Source organism: Pengzhenrongella phosphoraccumulans (assembly GCF_045689905.1).
Lineage (GTDB): Bacteria > Actinomycetota > Actinomycetes > Actinomycetales > Cellulomonadaceae > Pengzhenrongella > Pengzhenrongella phosphoraccumulans.
In genome coordinates, this window is record NZ_CP144210.1 from 4,423,870 (window position 1) to 4,437,131 (window position 13,262).

Annotated in this window: 13 protein-coding genes; 10 read left to right on the forward strand and 3 right to left on the reverse strand. The window is 72.7% G+C overall.

Annotated elements, in window-relative coordinates; translation table 11 throughout:
* Positions 1–36: 36 nt before the first annotated feature.
* On the reverse strand, positions 37–429 hold the full coding sequence (locus tag VTA80_RS20460) for an SHOCT domain-containing protein (protein ID WP_407342900.1): 393 nt from the start codon (positions 427–429) through the stop codon (positions 37–39).
* A gap of 257 nt (positions 430–686) precedes the next feature.
* On the opposite strand from VTA80_RS20460, the gene VTA80_RS20465 reads away from it, so the two are divergent.
* Positions 687–2,018, forward strand: a complete 1,332-nt coding sequence (locus VTA80_RS20465) for a DUF2252 domain-containing protein (RefSeq protein ID WP_407342901.1) — start codon at positions 687–689, stop codon at positions 2,016–2,018.
* A 4-nt stretch (positions 2,019–2,022) separates the two neighbouring features.
* On the opposite strand, the gene VTA80_RS20470 is transcribed toward VTA80_RS20465, so the two are convergent.
* Entirely contained in the window at positions 2,023–2,775 is a 753-nt protein-coding gene (locus tag VTA80_RS20470) for a GAF and ANTAR domain-containing protein (protein WP_407342902.1), read from the reverse strand.
* A 504-nt stretch (positions 2,776–3,279) separates the two neighbouring features.
* Here VTA80_RS20470 and VTA80_RS20475 point away from each other — a divergent pair.
* The 6 genes from VTA80_RS20475 (at position 3,280) to VTA80_RS20500 (ending at position 10,130) form a co-directional block, all read left to right on the forward strand.
* Complete coding sequence (locus VTA80_RS20475) at positions 3,280–4,254, forward strand: aldo/keto reductase (RefSeq protein WP_407342903.1); 975 nt, start codon at positions 3,280–3,282, stop codon at positions 4,252–4,254.
* A gap of 62 nt (positions 4,255–4,316) precedes the next feature.
* Entirely contained in the window at positions 4,317–5,156 is an 840-nt protein-coding gene (gene ppk2, locus VTA80_RS20480) for a polyphosphate kinase 2 (RefSeq protein WP_407342904.1), read from the forward strand.
* A gap of 30 nt (positions 5,157–5,186) precedes the next feature.
* Positions 5,187–7,703: an ATP-dependent helicase HrpB gene (gene hrpB / locus VTA80_RS20485; RefSeq protein WP_407342905.1), complete on the forward strand. Its 2,517-nt coding sequence runs from the start codon at positions 5,187–5,189 to the stop codon at positions 7,701–7,703.
* A 108-nt stretch (positions 7,704–7,811) separates the two neighbouring features.
* On the forward strand, positions 7,812–8,222 hold the full coding sequence (locus VTA80_RS20490; protein ID WP_407342906.1) for a DUF1304 domain-containing protein: 411 nt from the start codon (positions 7,812–7,814) through the stop codon (positions 8,220–8,222).
* Positions 8,223–8,355: 133 nt separating this feature from the next.
* Complete coding sequence (locus tag VTA80_RS20495; RefSeq protein ID WP_407342907.1) at positions 8,356–9,615, forward strand: SLC13 family permease; 1,260 nt, start codon at positions 8,356–8,358, stop codon at positions 9,613–9,615.
* Between the two features lie 17 nt (positions 9,616–9,632).
* Entirely contained in the window at positions 9,633–10,130 is a 498-nt protein-coding gene (locus tag VTA80_RS20500; RefSeq protein WP_407342908.1) for a universal stress protein, read from the forward strand.
* A 17-nt stretch (positions 10,131–10,147) separates the two neighbouring features.
* Here the strand turns inward: VTA80_RS20500 and VTA80_RS20505 are convergent, their stop codons facing one another.
* Positions 10,148–10,447, reverse strand: coding sequence for a hypothetical protein (locus tag VTA80_RS20505; RefSeq protein ID WP_407342909.1), 300 nt, complete (start codon positions 10,445–10,447; stop codon positions 10,148–10,150).
* Positions 10,448–10,597: 150 nt separating this feature from the next.
* Here VTA80_RS20505 and VTA80_RS20510 point away from each other — a divergent pair, with 150 nt between their 5' ends.
* The 3 genes from VTA80_RS20510 to VTA80_RS20520 are packed head-to-tail and all read left to right on the forward strand — an operon-like array spanning position 10,598 to position 13,148.
* On the forward strand, positions 10,598–10,828 hold the full coding sequence (locus VTA80_RS20510; protein WP_407342910.1) for a ferrous iron transport protein A: 231 nt from the start codon (positions 10,598–10,600) through the stop codon (positions 10,826–10,828).
* Complete coding sequence (locus VTA80_RS20515; RefSeq protein WP_407342911.1) at positions 10,825–12,897, forward strand: ferrous iron transporter B; 2,073 nt, start codon at positions 10,825–10,827, stop codon at positions 12,895–12,897. Before VTA80_RS20510 ends, VTA80_RS20515 begins: the two co-directional genes overlap by 4 nt.
* Entirely contained in the window at positions 12,894–13,148 is a 255-nt protein-coding gene (locus tag VTA80_RS20520) for a hypothetical protein (RefSeq protein WP_407342912.1), read from the forward strand. Before VTA80_RS20515 ends, VTA80_RS20520 begins: the two co-directional genes overlap by 4 nt.
* Positions 13,149–13,262 lie beyond the last annotated feature (114 nt).

Genomic DNA, 13,262 nt, shown 5'->3' on the forward strand with positions numbered 1-13,262 from the left:
GCAGGTGACGGGAGACGTTCTCTGCGCTGGCCGGGACTACTGGGCTGACGACCCGGTGAGTGCCTTGGCCTTGAGCGTCTCGTACTCGGCAGGTGAGATGGCGCCGGCGTCGAGCAGTGCCTTCGCCTTGGAGACCTCGTCCGCGGGCGACGAGTTGCCGGCGACGTCCTTGATGTACGACTCCTGGGCCGACTGCACCGCCCGCGCGTGCTGCGCGGAACGCTCGGCCATGCCACCACCCTTGGCTATCAGGTAGATGAGCGCGGTCACGAACGGCAAGAAGATCAGGGCGACGATCCAGAGCGCTTTCGCAAATCCGCCGGAGTCCCGGTCGCGGAAGATGTCAGCGATGATCGAGAACATCACCATCAGATATGCGATAAAGGCGAACGAGATAACGATGAACCAGATGATGTCCCAGAACGACATGTCAATCCTCTCCGAGTAACGATTCGTGCCGCCGCGTTCCGCGGCTGCCCAAATCGTGGCACATACCCTCCCAAACCGCTCGCCAGAACCAGGTCACGGTGGATCTCTGTCGGGCCTCGCAGGGGCTTCCGGTCGGGCGCGGATCTGGGCAGGATGGCCGCATGACGCCACCACCGCAGAAAGCGAACGAGACCTCGGAGCCAGCCTCTGCGGGGTTCAAGGAACGCGTCGCAAACGGGAAAGCCGCTCGCGAGCGGATGCCGCTTGACGAGCTTGCCCGGTTCGAGCGGGTCGCCACGGTCGAACCGCTCGAGATCCTCGCGGCACAGGGCCGCACCCGGGTGCCCGAGCTGTTGCCGATCCGGCACGGTCGCATGGCCGCGTCGCCCTTCGCGTTCTACCGCGGCGCCGCCGGAGTCATGGCCGCCGATCTGGCCGGGACTGCGACGTCGGGGTTGCGCACCCAGGTCTGCGGCGACGCGCACCTGTCGAACTTCGGGACGTACCTCGCACCCGACCGCCGCATGGTCTTCGACCTCAACGACTTCGACGAGACGCTCCCGGGCCCGTGGGAGTGGGACGTCAAGCGGCTTGTCGCCAGCCTCGAGGTAGCCGGTCGACAGAACGGGTTCAGCGATACCGCTCGTCGGCAGATCCTGGTCGACTGCGGACGCGCCTATCGCACGGCGATGAGGGACTTTGCCGGCCGGTCGAACCTGTCGGTCTGGTACGCGCGGGTCGACGTCGAGGAGATCCTCGCCCGTGAGGGCGGACAGCTCACCGCCAAGCAGCGGTCGCGCACGTCGGCGGCGGTCGCCAAGGCGAGTGGGCGGGACAGCCTGCAGGCGGCCAAGAAGATCACCCAGATCGTCGATGGCGAGCGTCGACTCGTCAGCGACCCGCCCCTGCTCGTCCCGATCGAGGAGCTGATCCCGGGGCAGGCCGGGCTCGACACGCTCGCGAGCCTCACAGCGATGCTCCGCGGTTACAGCCGCTCGCTCCAGCACGACCGCAGGGTCCTGCTCGACCAGTACCGGATCGCGCACATCGCGCACAAGGTGGTCGGGGTCGGGAGCGTCGGGACGCGCGCCTGGGTCATCCTCCTGGTCGGGCGCGACGACGGCGACCTGCTGCTCCTGCAGGCGAAGGAAGCACAGGCGTCCGTCCTTGCCCCGTTCGTCCGTGCCGGGCGGATCGCGAACCAGGGGACCCGGGTGGTTCGAGGGCAGCACCTGATGCAAGCCGCGAGCGACATCTTCCTGGGCACGCAGCAGGTGCTCGGCATCGACGGTGTGCCCCGCGACTTCTACGTGCGTCAGCTGCGCGACGGCAAGGGATCAGCATCGATCGAGCGCATGCTCCCGTCCGGGATCAGCGCCTACGGGCGGCTGTGCGCGTGGACGCTCGCGCGGGCCCACGCGCGCTCGGGCGACCGGGCGGCGATGGCCGGCTACCTCGGCTCGAGCCAGCGGTTCGAGCGCGCACTGGCCGATTTCGCGGCGGCGTACGCCGATCAGAACGCCAAGGATCACGACAGCCTGGTTCGCGCCATCGGCGCGGGGCGCCTGTCGGCCGTCGTCGGAGTCTGAGGGCTCAGCCCTCGAATACGTGCCCCAGCTGCGGCGGCTGCTTGCTGACGGTCGTGATGATCTCCGCGGCGACATCCCGGAGCTTGACGTTGCGGTTCTGGGAGGCCGAGCGCAGGACCGCGAACGCCGCGTTGGCGTCGCACCGGTTCTGGCCCATGATGATGCCGATCGTCTGGTCGATGACGGTCCGCGAGGTCAGCGCGGCCCGGAGCTGATCGGTGATCTCGAGCGAGTGGGCGAGGCGCACCGCGAGCGTCAGGGCGCGGGAGGCCTCGTTGGCGAAGCCTTGTGCCTTTGACTGCTCGATGGCGCCGAACGCGTACGGTCGGCGGGAGTAGAGGTTGAGGGCACCGACCGCGTGCTCGCCGCCCTCGAGCGGCAGGGAGATGGACGAGCGCACCCCGAGCGCGAGCGCACGCGGCTGGTACGGGCGGAAGCGCTCGTCGGTGGCGAGGTCGTCGATCAGGACGATCTTGCCCGCGCGCATCGCCGTGAGGCAGGGGCCGTCGTCGTGCCCGTACTGCACCTCGTCGAACTGGGCCGCGTAGGCGTCGCTGCTCGCGACGGTGATCGGATGGCCTTCCCTGGCGACGGTGATGCCTGCCGAGATGCCACCTCCGATCGTCGCGACGGCGACGTCGGTGAGCTGCTGGAGGAACTCCTCGATGTCAGCGGTCGCAAGCAGGGCTTCCTGCAGCTCGCTCGCCGGATGGCGCACGGGGTCGCCCGCGGGGATCGAAGGTTTGGGGCCGGGCATGGTGTGCCAGCATTCCCAGGGGATGAGCCCGCGTTCGGACACATCGGAAATGGCGCGTCGTTGCGTGGCACGCTCGGAAGACTTCCGACCGGACTATTTTCTCACGCGGGGTCAAGCAAAAGCAAAATAGCGGTCACCAACGGGTTAGCCGATTCCCGCCGCGCACACCGCGCCCCGGTTACGGCACCCGCGTGGGCGGTTCGGTCGGAACGTTCAGGCGGATCTCCGAGTCCGGACGTCGAGCCTCTCGGTCGTGGAGCTCCCGCCCTAGGATGAGCGTCTCGATCTCGGCAAACCGCCGGATCCGCTCCTCGCCGGATGACTCCGCTGGTCGCGACTTCTGAGATTTTGTCACTAGTCCCCCTTGACAGCGTTCGACCGGCCGCACCGGCGTCGCACCCGCGACGCTAGGGCTGCACCCATTCTGCTCTTTTGGCGCCGGTTTGGGCCCGATTTGGTGCCCGGTCGACCGGCCCTGTTCACGTGGTTGTCTAGGCTCGGCGCATGGAAACGCGCAGGCTCGGCAACAGCGGACTCGCGGTCTCGGTCGTCGGGCTGGGCGCCAACAACCTCGGCCGCCCCGGAACCGTGACGCAGACGCCGCAGGGGGCAGCCGCCGTCGTCCATGCCGCCGTGGACGCCGGCATCACACTCATCGACACGGCCGACTGCTACGGCGAGACCCCGGGGCTGAGCGAGGACCTGCTCGGGCGTGCGCTCGGGAAACGGCGCGACGCCGTGGTGCTGGCGACGAAGTTCGGGATGGACATGGCGGGCACCGACGGACCCGACCACGGAGCTCGGGGGTCGCGGCACTACATCATCAGGGCGGTCGAGGCGTCCCTGCGGCGGCTGCGCACCGAGTGGATCGACCTGTACCAGTTCCACACGCCCGACCCGCTGACCCCGATCGAGGAGACGCTCGCGGCGCTGGACACCCTCGTGCGGTCGGGGAAGGTGCGGTATCTCGGGCACTCGAACCGGGCCGGCTGGCAGATCGCCGAGGCGGAGTTCGCGGCGCGTATCGGGGGGTTCACCCGGTTCGTCTCGGCCCAGAACCACTACAACCTGCTCGACCGGCGCGCCGAGCTCGAGGTGCTGCCGGCGGCCCAGGCCTTCGGGCTCGGCGTGCTGCCCTACTTCCCGCTCGCCAACGGGCTGCTGACCGGAAAGTACCGCGGCGGCACCGCGCCGGCGGGGAGCCGGCTCACCCACGCGCGAACGCACCTGCTGCGCGAGACGGACTTCGAGCGGCTCGACCGGTTCGGTGCCTTCGCGCGGGCTCGGGACCTGACCGAGGTCGAGGTCGCGTTCTCGTGGCTCGCGAGCCAGCCGGCAGTTGCCAGCGTGATTGCGGGTGCGACGACGCCCGAGCAGGTGACTCAGAACGCCCGGTCGGGCGGCTGGCGGCCCTCGGCGCAGGATCTCGCGGAGCTCGACGGCATCTTCCCGCGACCGACGAAGGTCGCGCTCTTCTGATCACCCGCTGTTGGTCCCCCCAGACCGAGACATGACCCGCCCCGCGCCCCTACGCTGCCCCTATGGCCAAGAGCGCAAAGGTGCCGAAGTCCGTGAAGACCACCGTCACGGACCGCCTGCCCAAGAAGCTGTACGAGAAGGAGCTGTTCAAGCTCCAGGCTGAGCTCGTCACGATGCAGGAGTGGGTTCGCACCGAGGGCAAGCGCGTCGTCATCATCTTCGAGGGGCGCGACGCCGCCGGCAAGGGCAGCACCATCAAGCGCGTCACGCAGTACCTGAACCCGCGCGTCGCCCGCATCGCGGCACTTCCCTCCCCGAGCGACCGCGAGCGCACCCAGTGGTACTTCCAGCGCTACGTCGCCCAGCTCCCGGCCGCCGGCGAGATCGTCCTGTTCGACCGGTCCTGGTACAACCGCGCAGGCGTCGAGCGGGTCATGGGTTTCTGCACGAACGACGAGTACCACCGGTTCTTGCACCAGGGCCCGATCTTCGAGCGGATGCTCGTCGAGGACGGCGTGCTGCTGCGCAAGTACTGGTTCTCCGTGAGCGACTCGGAGCAGGAGGCACGGTTCCGGTCCCGGCTCGAGGACCCCATGCGCCGCTGGAAGCTGTCGCCCATGGACCTCGAGTCGATCACCCGCTGGGAGGAGTACTCCCGGGCGAAGGACCAGATGATGGTCCACACCGACATCCCCGAGGCGCCCTGGTGGGTCGTGGAGAGCGATGACAAGCGGCGCGCGCGGCTGAACATGATCCATCACCTGCTCTCGACCATCGACTACCGGCAGGTGCAGCGGCTCCCGCTCGACCTGCCGCCCCGCCCGCCGTCCAGCGGGTATGTGCGGCCGCCGCGGGACACCCAGAACTACGTGCCGGACCACGGCGGCGACCTGCTGCGCTGACCGCACGGCTGGACGGGGCAGACTGCACGGGTGGCCGACGACCCGATCCTGCGGCTGCTCGCCGACCCCCCTGACCTGCCGGTCCGCGCGGGGCTGCCCGCGTTCGCGGCGGCCGTGGCGGCGCGCGGCACCGTCGTGCTGCACGCGCCACCCGGCACGGGCAAGACGACGCTCGTCCCACCTGCCCTCGCCGCACTGGTTCCCGGTCGGGTCGTGGTCACCCAGCCGCGCCGGATCGCCGTGCGCGCCGCGGCCCGGCGCCTGGCCCAGCTGCTCGGGGAGCCGGTCGGGCAGACCGTCGGCTACGCCGTGCGCGGCGAGCACCGCAGCAGTGGCGCGACCCGCATCGAGGTGGTCACCACCGGGGTGCTCCTGCGCCGCCTGCAGCGTGACCCCGACCTGCCGGGCGTGGCCGCCGTCGTGCTCGACGAGTGCCACGAGCGGCACCTCGACGCCGATCTGGCCCTCGCGCTGCTCGTCGACGTCCGCAGCAACCTGCGCGAGGACCTGGTCCTCGTCGCGATGTCCGCCACCGTCGAGGCCGAGCGCACGGCGGCTCTGCTCGGCGGAACCACGCCCGCGCCGGTCGTGGCCGTTGCCGGTTCGCTCTTCGAGGTGGCCACGATCTGGTGCCCGGCGCCGTCGGGCACCCTGCGGATCGATGACCGGGGGGTCACCCCCCGGTTTCTCGACCACGTGGCGGCGACCGTTCGCCGGGCCCTGGTCGAGCAGCCCGGCGATGTGCTCGTCTTCGTGCCCGGCGCGGGCGAGGTGAACGGGGTCGCCCGACGGCTCGCGGGAGCTGACGCCGACATCCGTCCCCTGCACGGGCGGTTGCCGCACCGCGAGCAGGACCTCGCCCTCGCCCAGGGGACCCGACGCCGCGTCGTCGTCGCGACGGCCGTGGCCGAGTCGTCCCTCACGGTCCCGGGCGTGCGGATCGTGGTCGACGCCGGTCTCGCCCGTCAGCCGCGCACCGACCTGCGCCGCGGCCTGGCCGGGCTGGTGACCGTCAGCGTGAGCCGGTCGGGGGCGAAGCAACGGGCGGGTCGCGCCGGGCGGGAGGGGCCTGGTGCGGTCTACCGGTGCTGGTCCGCCGCCGACGACCGACTGCTGCCCGAGCACCCCGATCCCGAGATCGCGACCGCCGACCTCACCGCGTTCGCGCTCGAGCTTGCCTGCTGGGGAAGCCCGCAGGGTGCCGGCCTGGCCCTCATGGACCCGCCGCCGGCCCCGGCGATGGCCGTGGCGCACGAGACCCTGGTCGGGCTCGGGGCCGTCGAGGCCGACGGGCGCGTGACGAAGCGCGGGCGTGTGATCGCGGGGATCGGTGCCGACCCCCGGCTGGCGCGCGCCCTCCTGGATGCGGCCGATCTCCTCGGTGCGCGGCGCGCGGCGGAGGTGGTCGCGCTCCTGTCGGACGACGTGCGCACGCCCGACGGCGACCTGGTCGCCGCCCTGCGCTCGCTCCGGCGCGGGGGCCCCGAGGCCGTGGCGTGGGCGACCCAGACCCGGCGGCTGCAGGCCGGCCTGCCCACCGGGACCGGCCGCAGAGCGCGCGAGACCGACCTCACCGACGACCTCGCGGTCGGGCTGGTCATCGCGTTCGCGCACCCCGATCGGATCGCTCGGCGGCGGGCGAGCGGCACGGCCTACCTGATGGCCTCCGGCACCGGCGCGACCCTGCCGGCGGGGTCGCCCCTGACCGGCTTCGACTGGCTCGCGATCGCCGACGCCGACCGCGGTGCCGGACGGCGGGACGCGACCGTGCGCTCCGCGGCCCCGATCGACGAGGCCCTCGCGATCGAGGCGGCGTCGTGGATGCTGCGTGACGAGGCCACCGTCGCGTGGACCGCCGGGCGCGTGGTCGCCCGGCGCGCGACCTGGCTCGGCGCGATCGAGCTCTCGTCCGAGAAGATCGCCGACCCCCCGCGCGACCTGGTCGTCGCGGCCGTGCGCGACGGTCTCGCCCGCGACGGTCTCGCACTGCTGCCGTGGTCGGCGTCCGCCGTCTCGCTCCGCCAGCGGCTCGGCTTCCTTCATGCCGCGCTGGGGGAGCCCTGGCCCGACGTGTCCGACCCCGCGCTGCTCGCCGGGATCGAGGGCTGGCTCGGGCCCGAGCTGGCGCGCATCCGGACCGCGCGTGATCTCCAGCGGATCGACGTCCGCTCGGCGCTGCGGCGGCTGCTGCCCTGGCCGCAGGCGGCACGACTGGACGAGCTGGCGCCCGAACGCGTCGAGGTGCCGAGCGGCGCGAGCGTGCGGGTCGACTACGACGCCGACCAGCCCGTGCTCGCCGTGCGCGTCCAGGAGGTGTTCGGCTGGCGCAGCACGCCTCGCCTCGCCGGCGGCCGGGTCCCGCTGCTGCTGCACCTGCTGTCGCCATCGCGCCGGCCCGCCGCCGTGACCGCCGACCTGGAGTCGTTCTGGCGTACCGGGTACCCCCAGGTGCGCGCCGAGCTGCGCGGGCGGTACCCCAAGCACGCATGGCCCGAGGACCCGCTCACGGCCGCTCCGAGCCGCGGCGCCCGCCGACCCCGACCCTGACCCTGACCCGTCGCCGGTCGCCCATCGGAACATCGCGTGCACGACGACGGTTGAGCACGAAGCCCGCGCCGTGCCCGGCGGGCACCACCCCGAGTCAAGGACGCCTCCGTGACCGCTGCCCAGGTCGTCGCTCTGCTCTTCGCCGCTGTCGCGGCGATCATCCACGTCTACATCTTCGTGCTCGAGAGCCTGCTCTGGATGACGCCGCGGGCTCGCGCGACCTTCGGGCTCGCCTCGGAGCAGGAGGCAGCCACGACGCGTGCGCTGGCCTTCAACCAGGGTTGGTACAACCTGTTTCTCGCGATCGGGACCGTGGTCGGTGCGGTCCTCGTCGGCGTCGGGGACGACTCCGTGCGCGCGGCGGGGATCGGGGTGCTGCTGCTGGCGACCGGTTCGATGGTCGCGGCGGCGCTCGTGCTCGTGGTGAGCAACCCGCGCATGGCCCGTGCCGCCGCGGTCCAGGGTGTCGCCCCGCTGGTCGTCGTCGTGCTCGTCGCGGGCGAGGCGCTCGCCGGGTAGGTCGCGTTTCCGGTGGGGCGATTCCTCCCCGACACTGTGCTGTGGCTCCGCGGTCCGGATGGCGCCGCGTGAGCGACACTGCCGAGTCAGGAGACCCGTACGTGGCACCACACCGAGCGCCGGGGACGGCCGCATGAACGTCGCCGGTCCGCTGGTCGCGGTGGTCCTGCTCGTGGCCGTCCTGGGGTTCGCCGTCGCCCGCCCGCGCGGGCTGCCCGAGGCCGTGGCGGCGGTCCCAGCCGCGGGCCTGGTCGTCGCCCTCGGCGCGGTGACGCCCGCGAGCGCATGGGCGGAGATCGTGACTCTGCTCCCGGTGGTGGCGTTCCTTGCGGCCGTGCTGGTGCTGTCGCACCTGTGCGACGCCGAGGGCCTGTTTGCCGCCGCGGGTGCGCTCATGGCGCGCGACGCCCGCGGTCGGCCACAACGTCTGCTGGTCGCGGTATTCGTGGTGGCCTCGCTGGTCACCGCCGTCCTGAGCCTGGACGCGACCGTCGTGCTGCTCACGCCCGTGGTGTTCGCCACGGCCGCCCGCGCCGGGGTGCGGCCCAAGCCGTACGTGTACGCGTGCACCCACCTGGCGAACTCGGCGTCGCTGCTGCTCCCGGTCTCCAACCTCACGAATCTGCTCGCCTTCACCGCCAGCGGCCTGTCGTTCGGGCGCTTCGCCGGCCTGATGGCGCTGCCGTGGATCACTGTCGTCGCGATCGAGTACGTCGTGCTGCGTCGATTCTTCGCGACCGACCTCGCGGTCGGCTCGGGCGGGCGACCGGTGGCGACCGTCACCCCCGACGTCTCCGCCGTGACGGTCGCGGTCGTGCTCGTCACGCTCACCGGGTTCGTGGTGGCCTCCATGCTCTGGGTGCCGCCGGCGTGGGCGGCCGCCGTCGGCGCGGTCGTGCTCGCCGCGCGCGCCCTCGCACGTCGCCGCACCGCGCCGGGCGCGCTGCTCGCCGCGGCGAACCTGCCGTTCGGCGTCTTCGTTCTCGCGCTGGGGATCATCGTCGTGGGCGTCGTCGACTCGGGCCTGGGAGACCTGCTCACGGGCCTGCTGCCAGCCGGGTCGTCGTTCCTCGCGCTGCTGGCGATCGCCGGCGTCGCTGCGGTGCTCGCCAACCTGCTCAACAACCTGCCGGCGGTCCTGCTGCTGGCACCGCTGGCCCTCACCCTCGGCGGCCCGCCCGCGGTCCTGGCGGCCCTGATCGGCGTGAACGTCGGGCCGAACCTCACCTACGTCGGGTCGCTGGCCACGCTGCTGTGGCGGCGGGTGCTGCACGAGCACGACGCGGACGCGAACCTGGCAGAGTTCAGCGCACTGGGGGCCTGGAGCGTCCCAGCGACACTGCTCGGCGGCGTGGGTGCGCTCTGGGTGTCGCTGGCGGTGCTCGGCGCGTGATGAGAAAGGTGGTCGACATGGTGGTCGTGGTGTGGCTGACCGAGGCAACGTGGCCCGCGTGCGTGGCTGCGGTGCGTGACCTTGTGCCGCTCGAGGCTGCGGTCACGCTGCTCTTCGTGGCCGACGACGGCGTCGCGGTCGCGGCCCAGGGTGCGTTGGCTGGGCTGCTGGGCCGTGCGACCGCACCCGGCGGTGACCCGGCAGCTCGGGTGCGCGCGCTCGCCGACCAGGCCGGTCGTGACCTGCTGGCAGCGGCCTCGCGCGAGGTCGGCCGGGAGGTCGCCGTCGACCAGCGGCACGGCCGGGTCGAGCGGGAGGTCGTGCGCGCCGCGGACGGGGCCGACCTGCTCGTGCTCGCGCGCGACGGCGACCTGCGTCGGCTGGGTCCGCACAGCCTCGGACCGGCGACCCGGTTCGTCGTCGACCATGCTCCGTGCGCGACGCTGCTGGTCTGGCCCGTGGCCGCGCCCGAGATCGGGTCGATCCCCCCGCCGCCGGACCCTGTGCCGCGCTGACCTGGTCGGGCTCGCGGTCACCCTCGGGTGGCGGGGGGCCGCAGTGCGGCCCGGCGATCGAGCGTGACTCCGGACGGGACGGTGGATGCGGCCCAGGAAGCGACGTCGGTGCACCCCTCGGCGCAGTACGTTCCGCACGCGGGGCAGACCCACACCAGGTGGCGCCGTTCGATCGTGCACACGCAGGACACGGACCGTTCCGAGGGACGGCCGGGGCCGTCCATCGTCCATCGGTGACCGCGCGGGCAACCGGCGGGCGGGATCAGCTCGTACCCCCGCGCGGTGCGCCGCCACCGCGACCACTCAACCTCTGGCATCGAACAAGTGTACGAGCAGGATCGCCGGTTCAACGCGCCCGGACTGCGGGCGGCACGGGCGACGCTACGAGCTCGACCGGGCACCCGGTCGACGGATCACCCGGGTCGAAGGTCCCGAGGTTAGGCTTACCTCACCTGTAGCGTCGAACCATGACGTTGCGCGAGAGCCCGCCGGGCGCCTTGTTCCGGGTGTCGGGCATCCGGCTCTCCGCTCCCTCGGCGCTGCGGCTGAGCGAGATGGGCATCCGCGTCGGGACGTTCGCCCACGTCACGCAGCGAGCCGCTTTCGGTGGCCGGGTCGTGGCCGTCGCCGGTTCCCGGTTCGCGCTCGACGGCGCGACCGCCGATCTGATCGACATCACAGCAGTCGTGCCGACGTGAGCTGCCACGGCAGCCCTGTCGCGCCGGGCCCGGTGCTCGACCCGACCGGAACGCCTGCAGCCACGACGCGCGTCCTGCTCGTCGGCGGTCCGAACGTCGGCAAGTCGACCTTGTTCAACGCGCTGACCGGTGCGCGGCAGCACACCACCAACGCCCCGGGCACCACGGTCGAGCTCGCCACCGGGCAGTGGCGCGGGGCGGTGGAGGCGGGCGGCCCGGCGGCCGTGCGATCGCTCGTGGACCTGCCGGGCACGTACAGCCTGCTGGCCCGGTCGGCGGACGAACAGGTCACCGCCGACGCGGTCCGGGCGCTGGGCGCGGCGGTGCACGCGCGGACCGGCGAGCGCGGCGTCGTCGTCGTCGTCCTCGATGCCACCGCGCTCACCCGCTCGCTGTACCTGCTGGCGCAGGTGGCCGAGACGGGGGTGCCGCTCGTCGTCGCCCTCACCATGCTCGATCTCGCGGCGGCGACCGACGCGCCCACGGCCGGGATGGCGCCACACTCCCTGGCCGACGCCCTCGCGGCGGAGCTCGGGGTTCCGGTCGTGCCCGTGGACGCGCGCAGCCGGGACGGCGGTGGGCGGCTCGCCCTCGCCCGCGCGGTCGACGCGACCGCCGCGCGCCCCGTGGAGGTCCACGGGATCGCCCGACGCGCGGCCCCCCGTGCGACGGGCGTCGGGCCGGGGACGGCCGACGTCGGGCTGGTGGACGAGCTCGCGCACGCCGAGACGCTGTTCGCCTGGGTCGAGGGGGTGACCGCCCGGATCGAGCCCGGCGCCGGTGCGGCACGGCCCACCGGTGCGGGCTGGCGGCCTCGGCGGTCCTTCTCCGACCGGGTGGACGCCGTGCTGCTCAACCCGTGGGCCGGGATCCCGGTGTTCCTCGTCGTGGTCTGGCTGCTGTTCGCCCTCACGACGCGGTTCGCCGCACCCGTGCAGGGACTCATCGACCGGGTCGTCAACGGTCCGCTGGCGGACGGGTTGACCGCGGTCCTCGCTCTGGTGGGCCTCGACGACACCTGGGTCCGCGGGCTGCTCGTCGACGGCGTCCTCGTCGGGGTGGGCACGGTCGCGACCTTCCTGCCGGTCATGGCCGTGATGTTCGCGGCTCTCGGGGTCCTCGAGGACTCCGGCTACCTGGCGAGGGCCGCGTTCGTCGCCGACCGCGCGATGCGGTCCCTCGGGCTCGACGGGCGGGCGCTGCTCCCGCTGATCGTCGGCTTCGGCTGCAACCTGCCCGCACTGGCCGCGACGCGCACGCTGCCGCACGCGCGGCAACGGCTCCTGACTGGGCTGCTGATCCCGCTCACGTCCTGCTCCGCGCGGCTGACCGTGTATGTGCTGCTGGCCGGCGCGTTCTTCCCGACGCACGCGGGATCGGTCATCTTCGGGATGTACCTCACGAGTGTGGTGCTGGTGCTCGCCGGCGGCCTCCTGCTGCGTCGGACGGCGTTCCGGGACGTGCAGGCCGGTCCGCTGATCCTCGTGCTGCCCGCCTACCAGCGGCCGCACCTGCGCACGCTGGCGCTCTCGGTGCGCACGCGGGTCGGTGCGTTCGTGGTCGGCGCCGGCAAGCTGATCGTCGCGACCATGATCGTCGTGTGGGTCCTCATGGCCGTCCCCACGACCGGCCAGCACGCTGTCGGCCACGTGCCCGTCGCCGACAGCGTGTACGGCCTGGCCGCGGCGAGCCTCGTGCCGGTGCTCGCCCCGGCCGGCTTCGGCGACGACCACGCCGCGGCCGCGCTGCTGACGGGATTCGTGGCCAAAGAGGTCGTGGTCGGGTCGTTCGCGCAGTCCTACGCCGTGACGGAGCCGGGCAACCCCGCGGTGGCCGGCACGCTCGGCGAGAAGCTGCGGGCCTCGTTCGACGAGTCCTCGGGCGGGCACGGGGGGGCGGCGGCGCTGGCGTTCATGGTCTTCGTGCTCGCCTACACGCCGTGCGTGGCGACCCTCGCCGAGCAGCGCCGACTGTTCGGCTGGCGCCCGACCGCTTCGGCCCTGGTCGCCCAGCTGGCCCTGGCGTGGGTCCTGGCCGTCACGGTGTTCCAGGTGGGGTCGCGGCTGTGAGCGCGTGGGAGCGCGTGCTCGACGACGTCGCGGCGCGGGGCGGTACGCCGGCGCAGGTCTCCGGCCGGCTCGGGATCCCGATGCCGCTCGTGCTGGCGGTGCTCGACCACGCCGAACGGCTGGGGGTAGTCGCGGTGGCCGGCCAGGGCTGCGGGTCGGGCTGCCCGACCGGGCCAGACCTGCCGACCGGGTGCACCGGCTGCCCGCTCGTCGCACCGGGCGTCGGGCGGGGCGCAGGTCCGCGCCGATAGGAAGCCGTCAAGAACCTCGGCGAAGGCGCTAAGGGTCCGTCAACGTCCGCGGCGACGAGCCGGGGCGGTGTTACGACTGGGGCTGTGAGCGGTGCTCACCGGCTCGCCCTGACC

What these genes read in the sequence shown, in the direction of transcription:
- VTA80_RS20460 (WP_407342900.1), bottom strand. Translation starts at nt 429, where the DNA reads ATGTCGTTCTGGGACATCATCTGGTTCATCGTTATCTCGTTCGCCTTT.
- VTA80_RS20465 (WP_407342901.1), top strand. Translation starts at nt 687, where the DNA reads ATGCCGCTTGACGAGCTTGCCCGGTTCGAGCGGGTCGCCACGGTCGAA.
- VTA80_RS20470 (WP_407342902.1), bottom strand. Translation starts at nt 2,775, where the DNA reads ATGCCCGGCCCCAAACCTTCGATCCCCGCGGGCGACCCCGTGCGCCAT.
- VTA80_RS20475 (WP_407342903.1), top strand. Translation starts at nt 3,280, where the DNA reads ATGGAAACGCGCAGGCTCGGCAACAGCGGACTCGCGGTCTCGGTCGTC.
- ppk2 (WP_407342904.1), top strand. Translation starts at nt 4,317, where the DNA reads ATGGCCAAGAGCGCAAAGGTGCCGAAGTCCGTGAAGACCACCGTCACG.
- VTA80_RS20495 (WP_407342907.1), top strand. Translation starts at nt 8,356, where the DNA reads ATGAACGTCGCCGGTCCGCTGGTCGCGGTGGTCCTGCTCGTGGCCGTC.
- VTA80_RS20500 (WP_407342908.1), top strand. Translation starts at nt 9,633, where the DNA reads ATGGTGGTCGTGGTGTGGCTGACCGAGGCAACGTGGCCCGCGTGCGTG.
- VTA80_RS20505 (WP_407342909.1), bottom strand. Translation starts at nt 10,447, where the DNA reads ATGCCAGAGGTTGAGTGGTCGCGGTGGCGGCGCACCGCGCGGGGGTAC.
- VTA80_RS20510 (WP_407342910.1), top strand. Translation starts at nt 10,598, where the DNA reads ATGACGTTGCGCGAGAGCCCGCCGGGCGCCTTGTTCCGGGTGTCGGGC.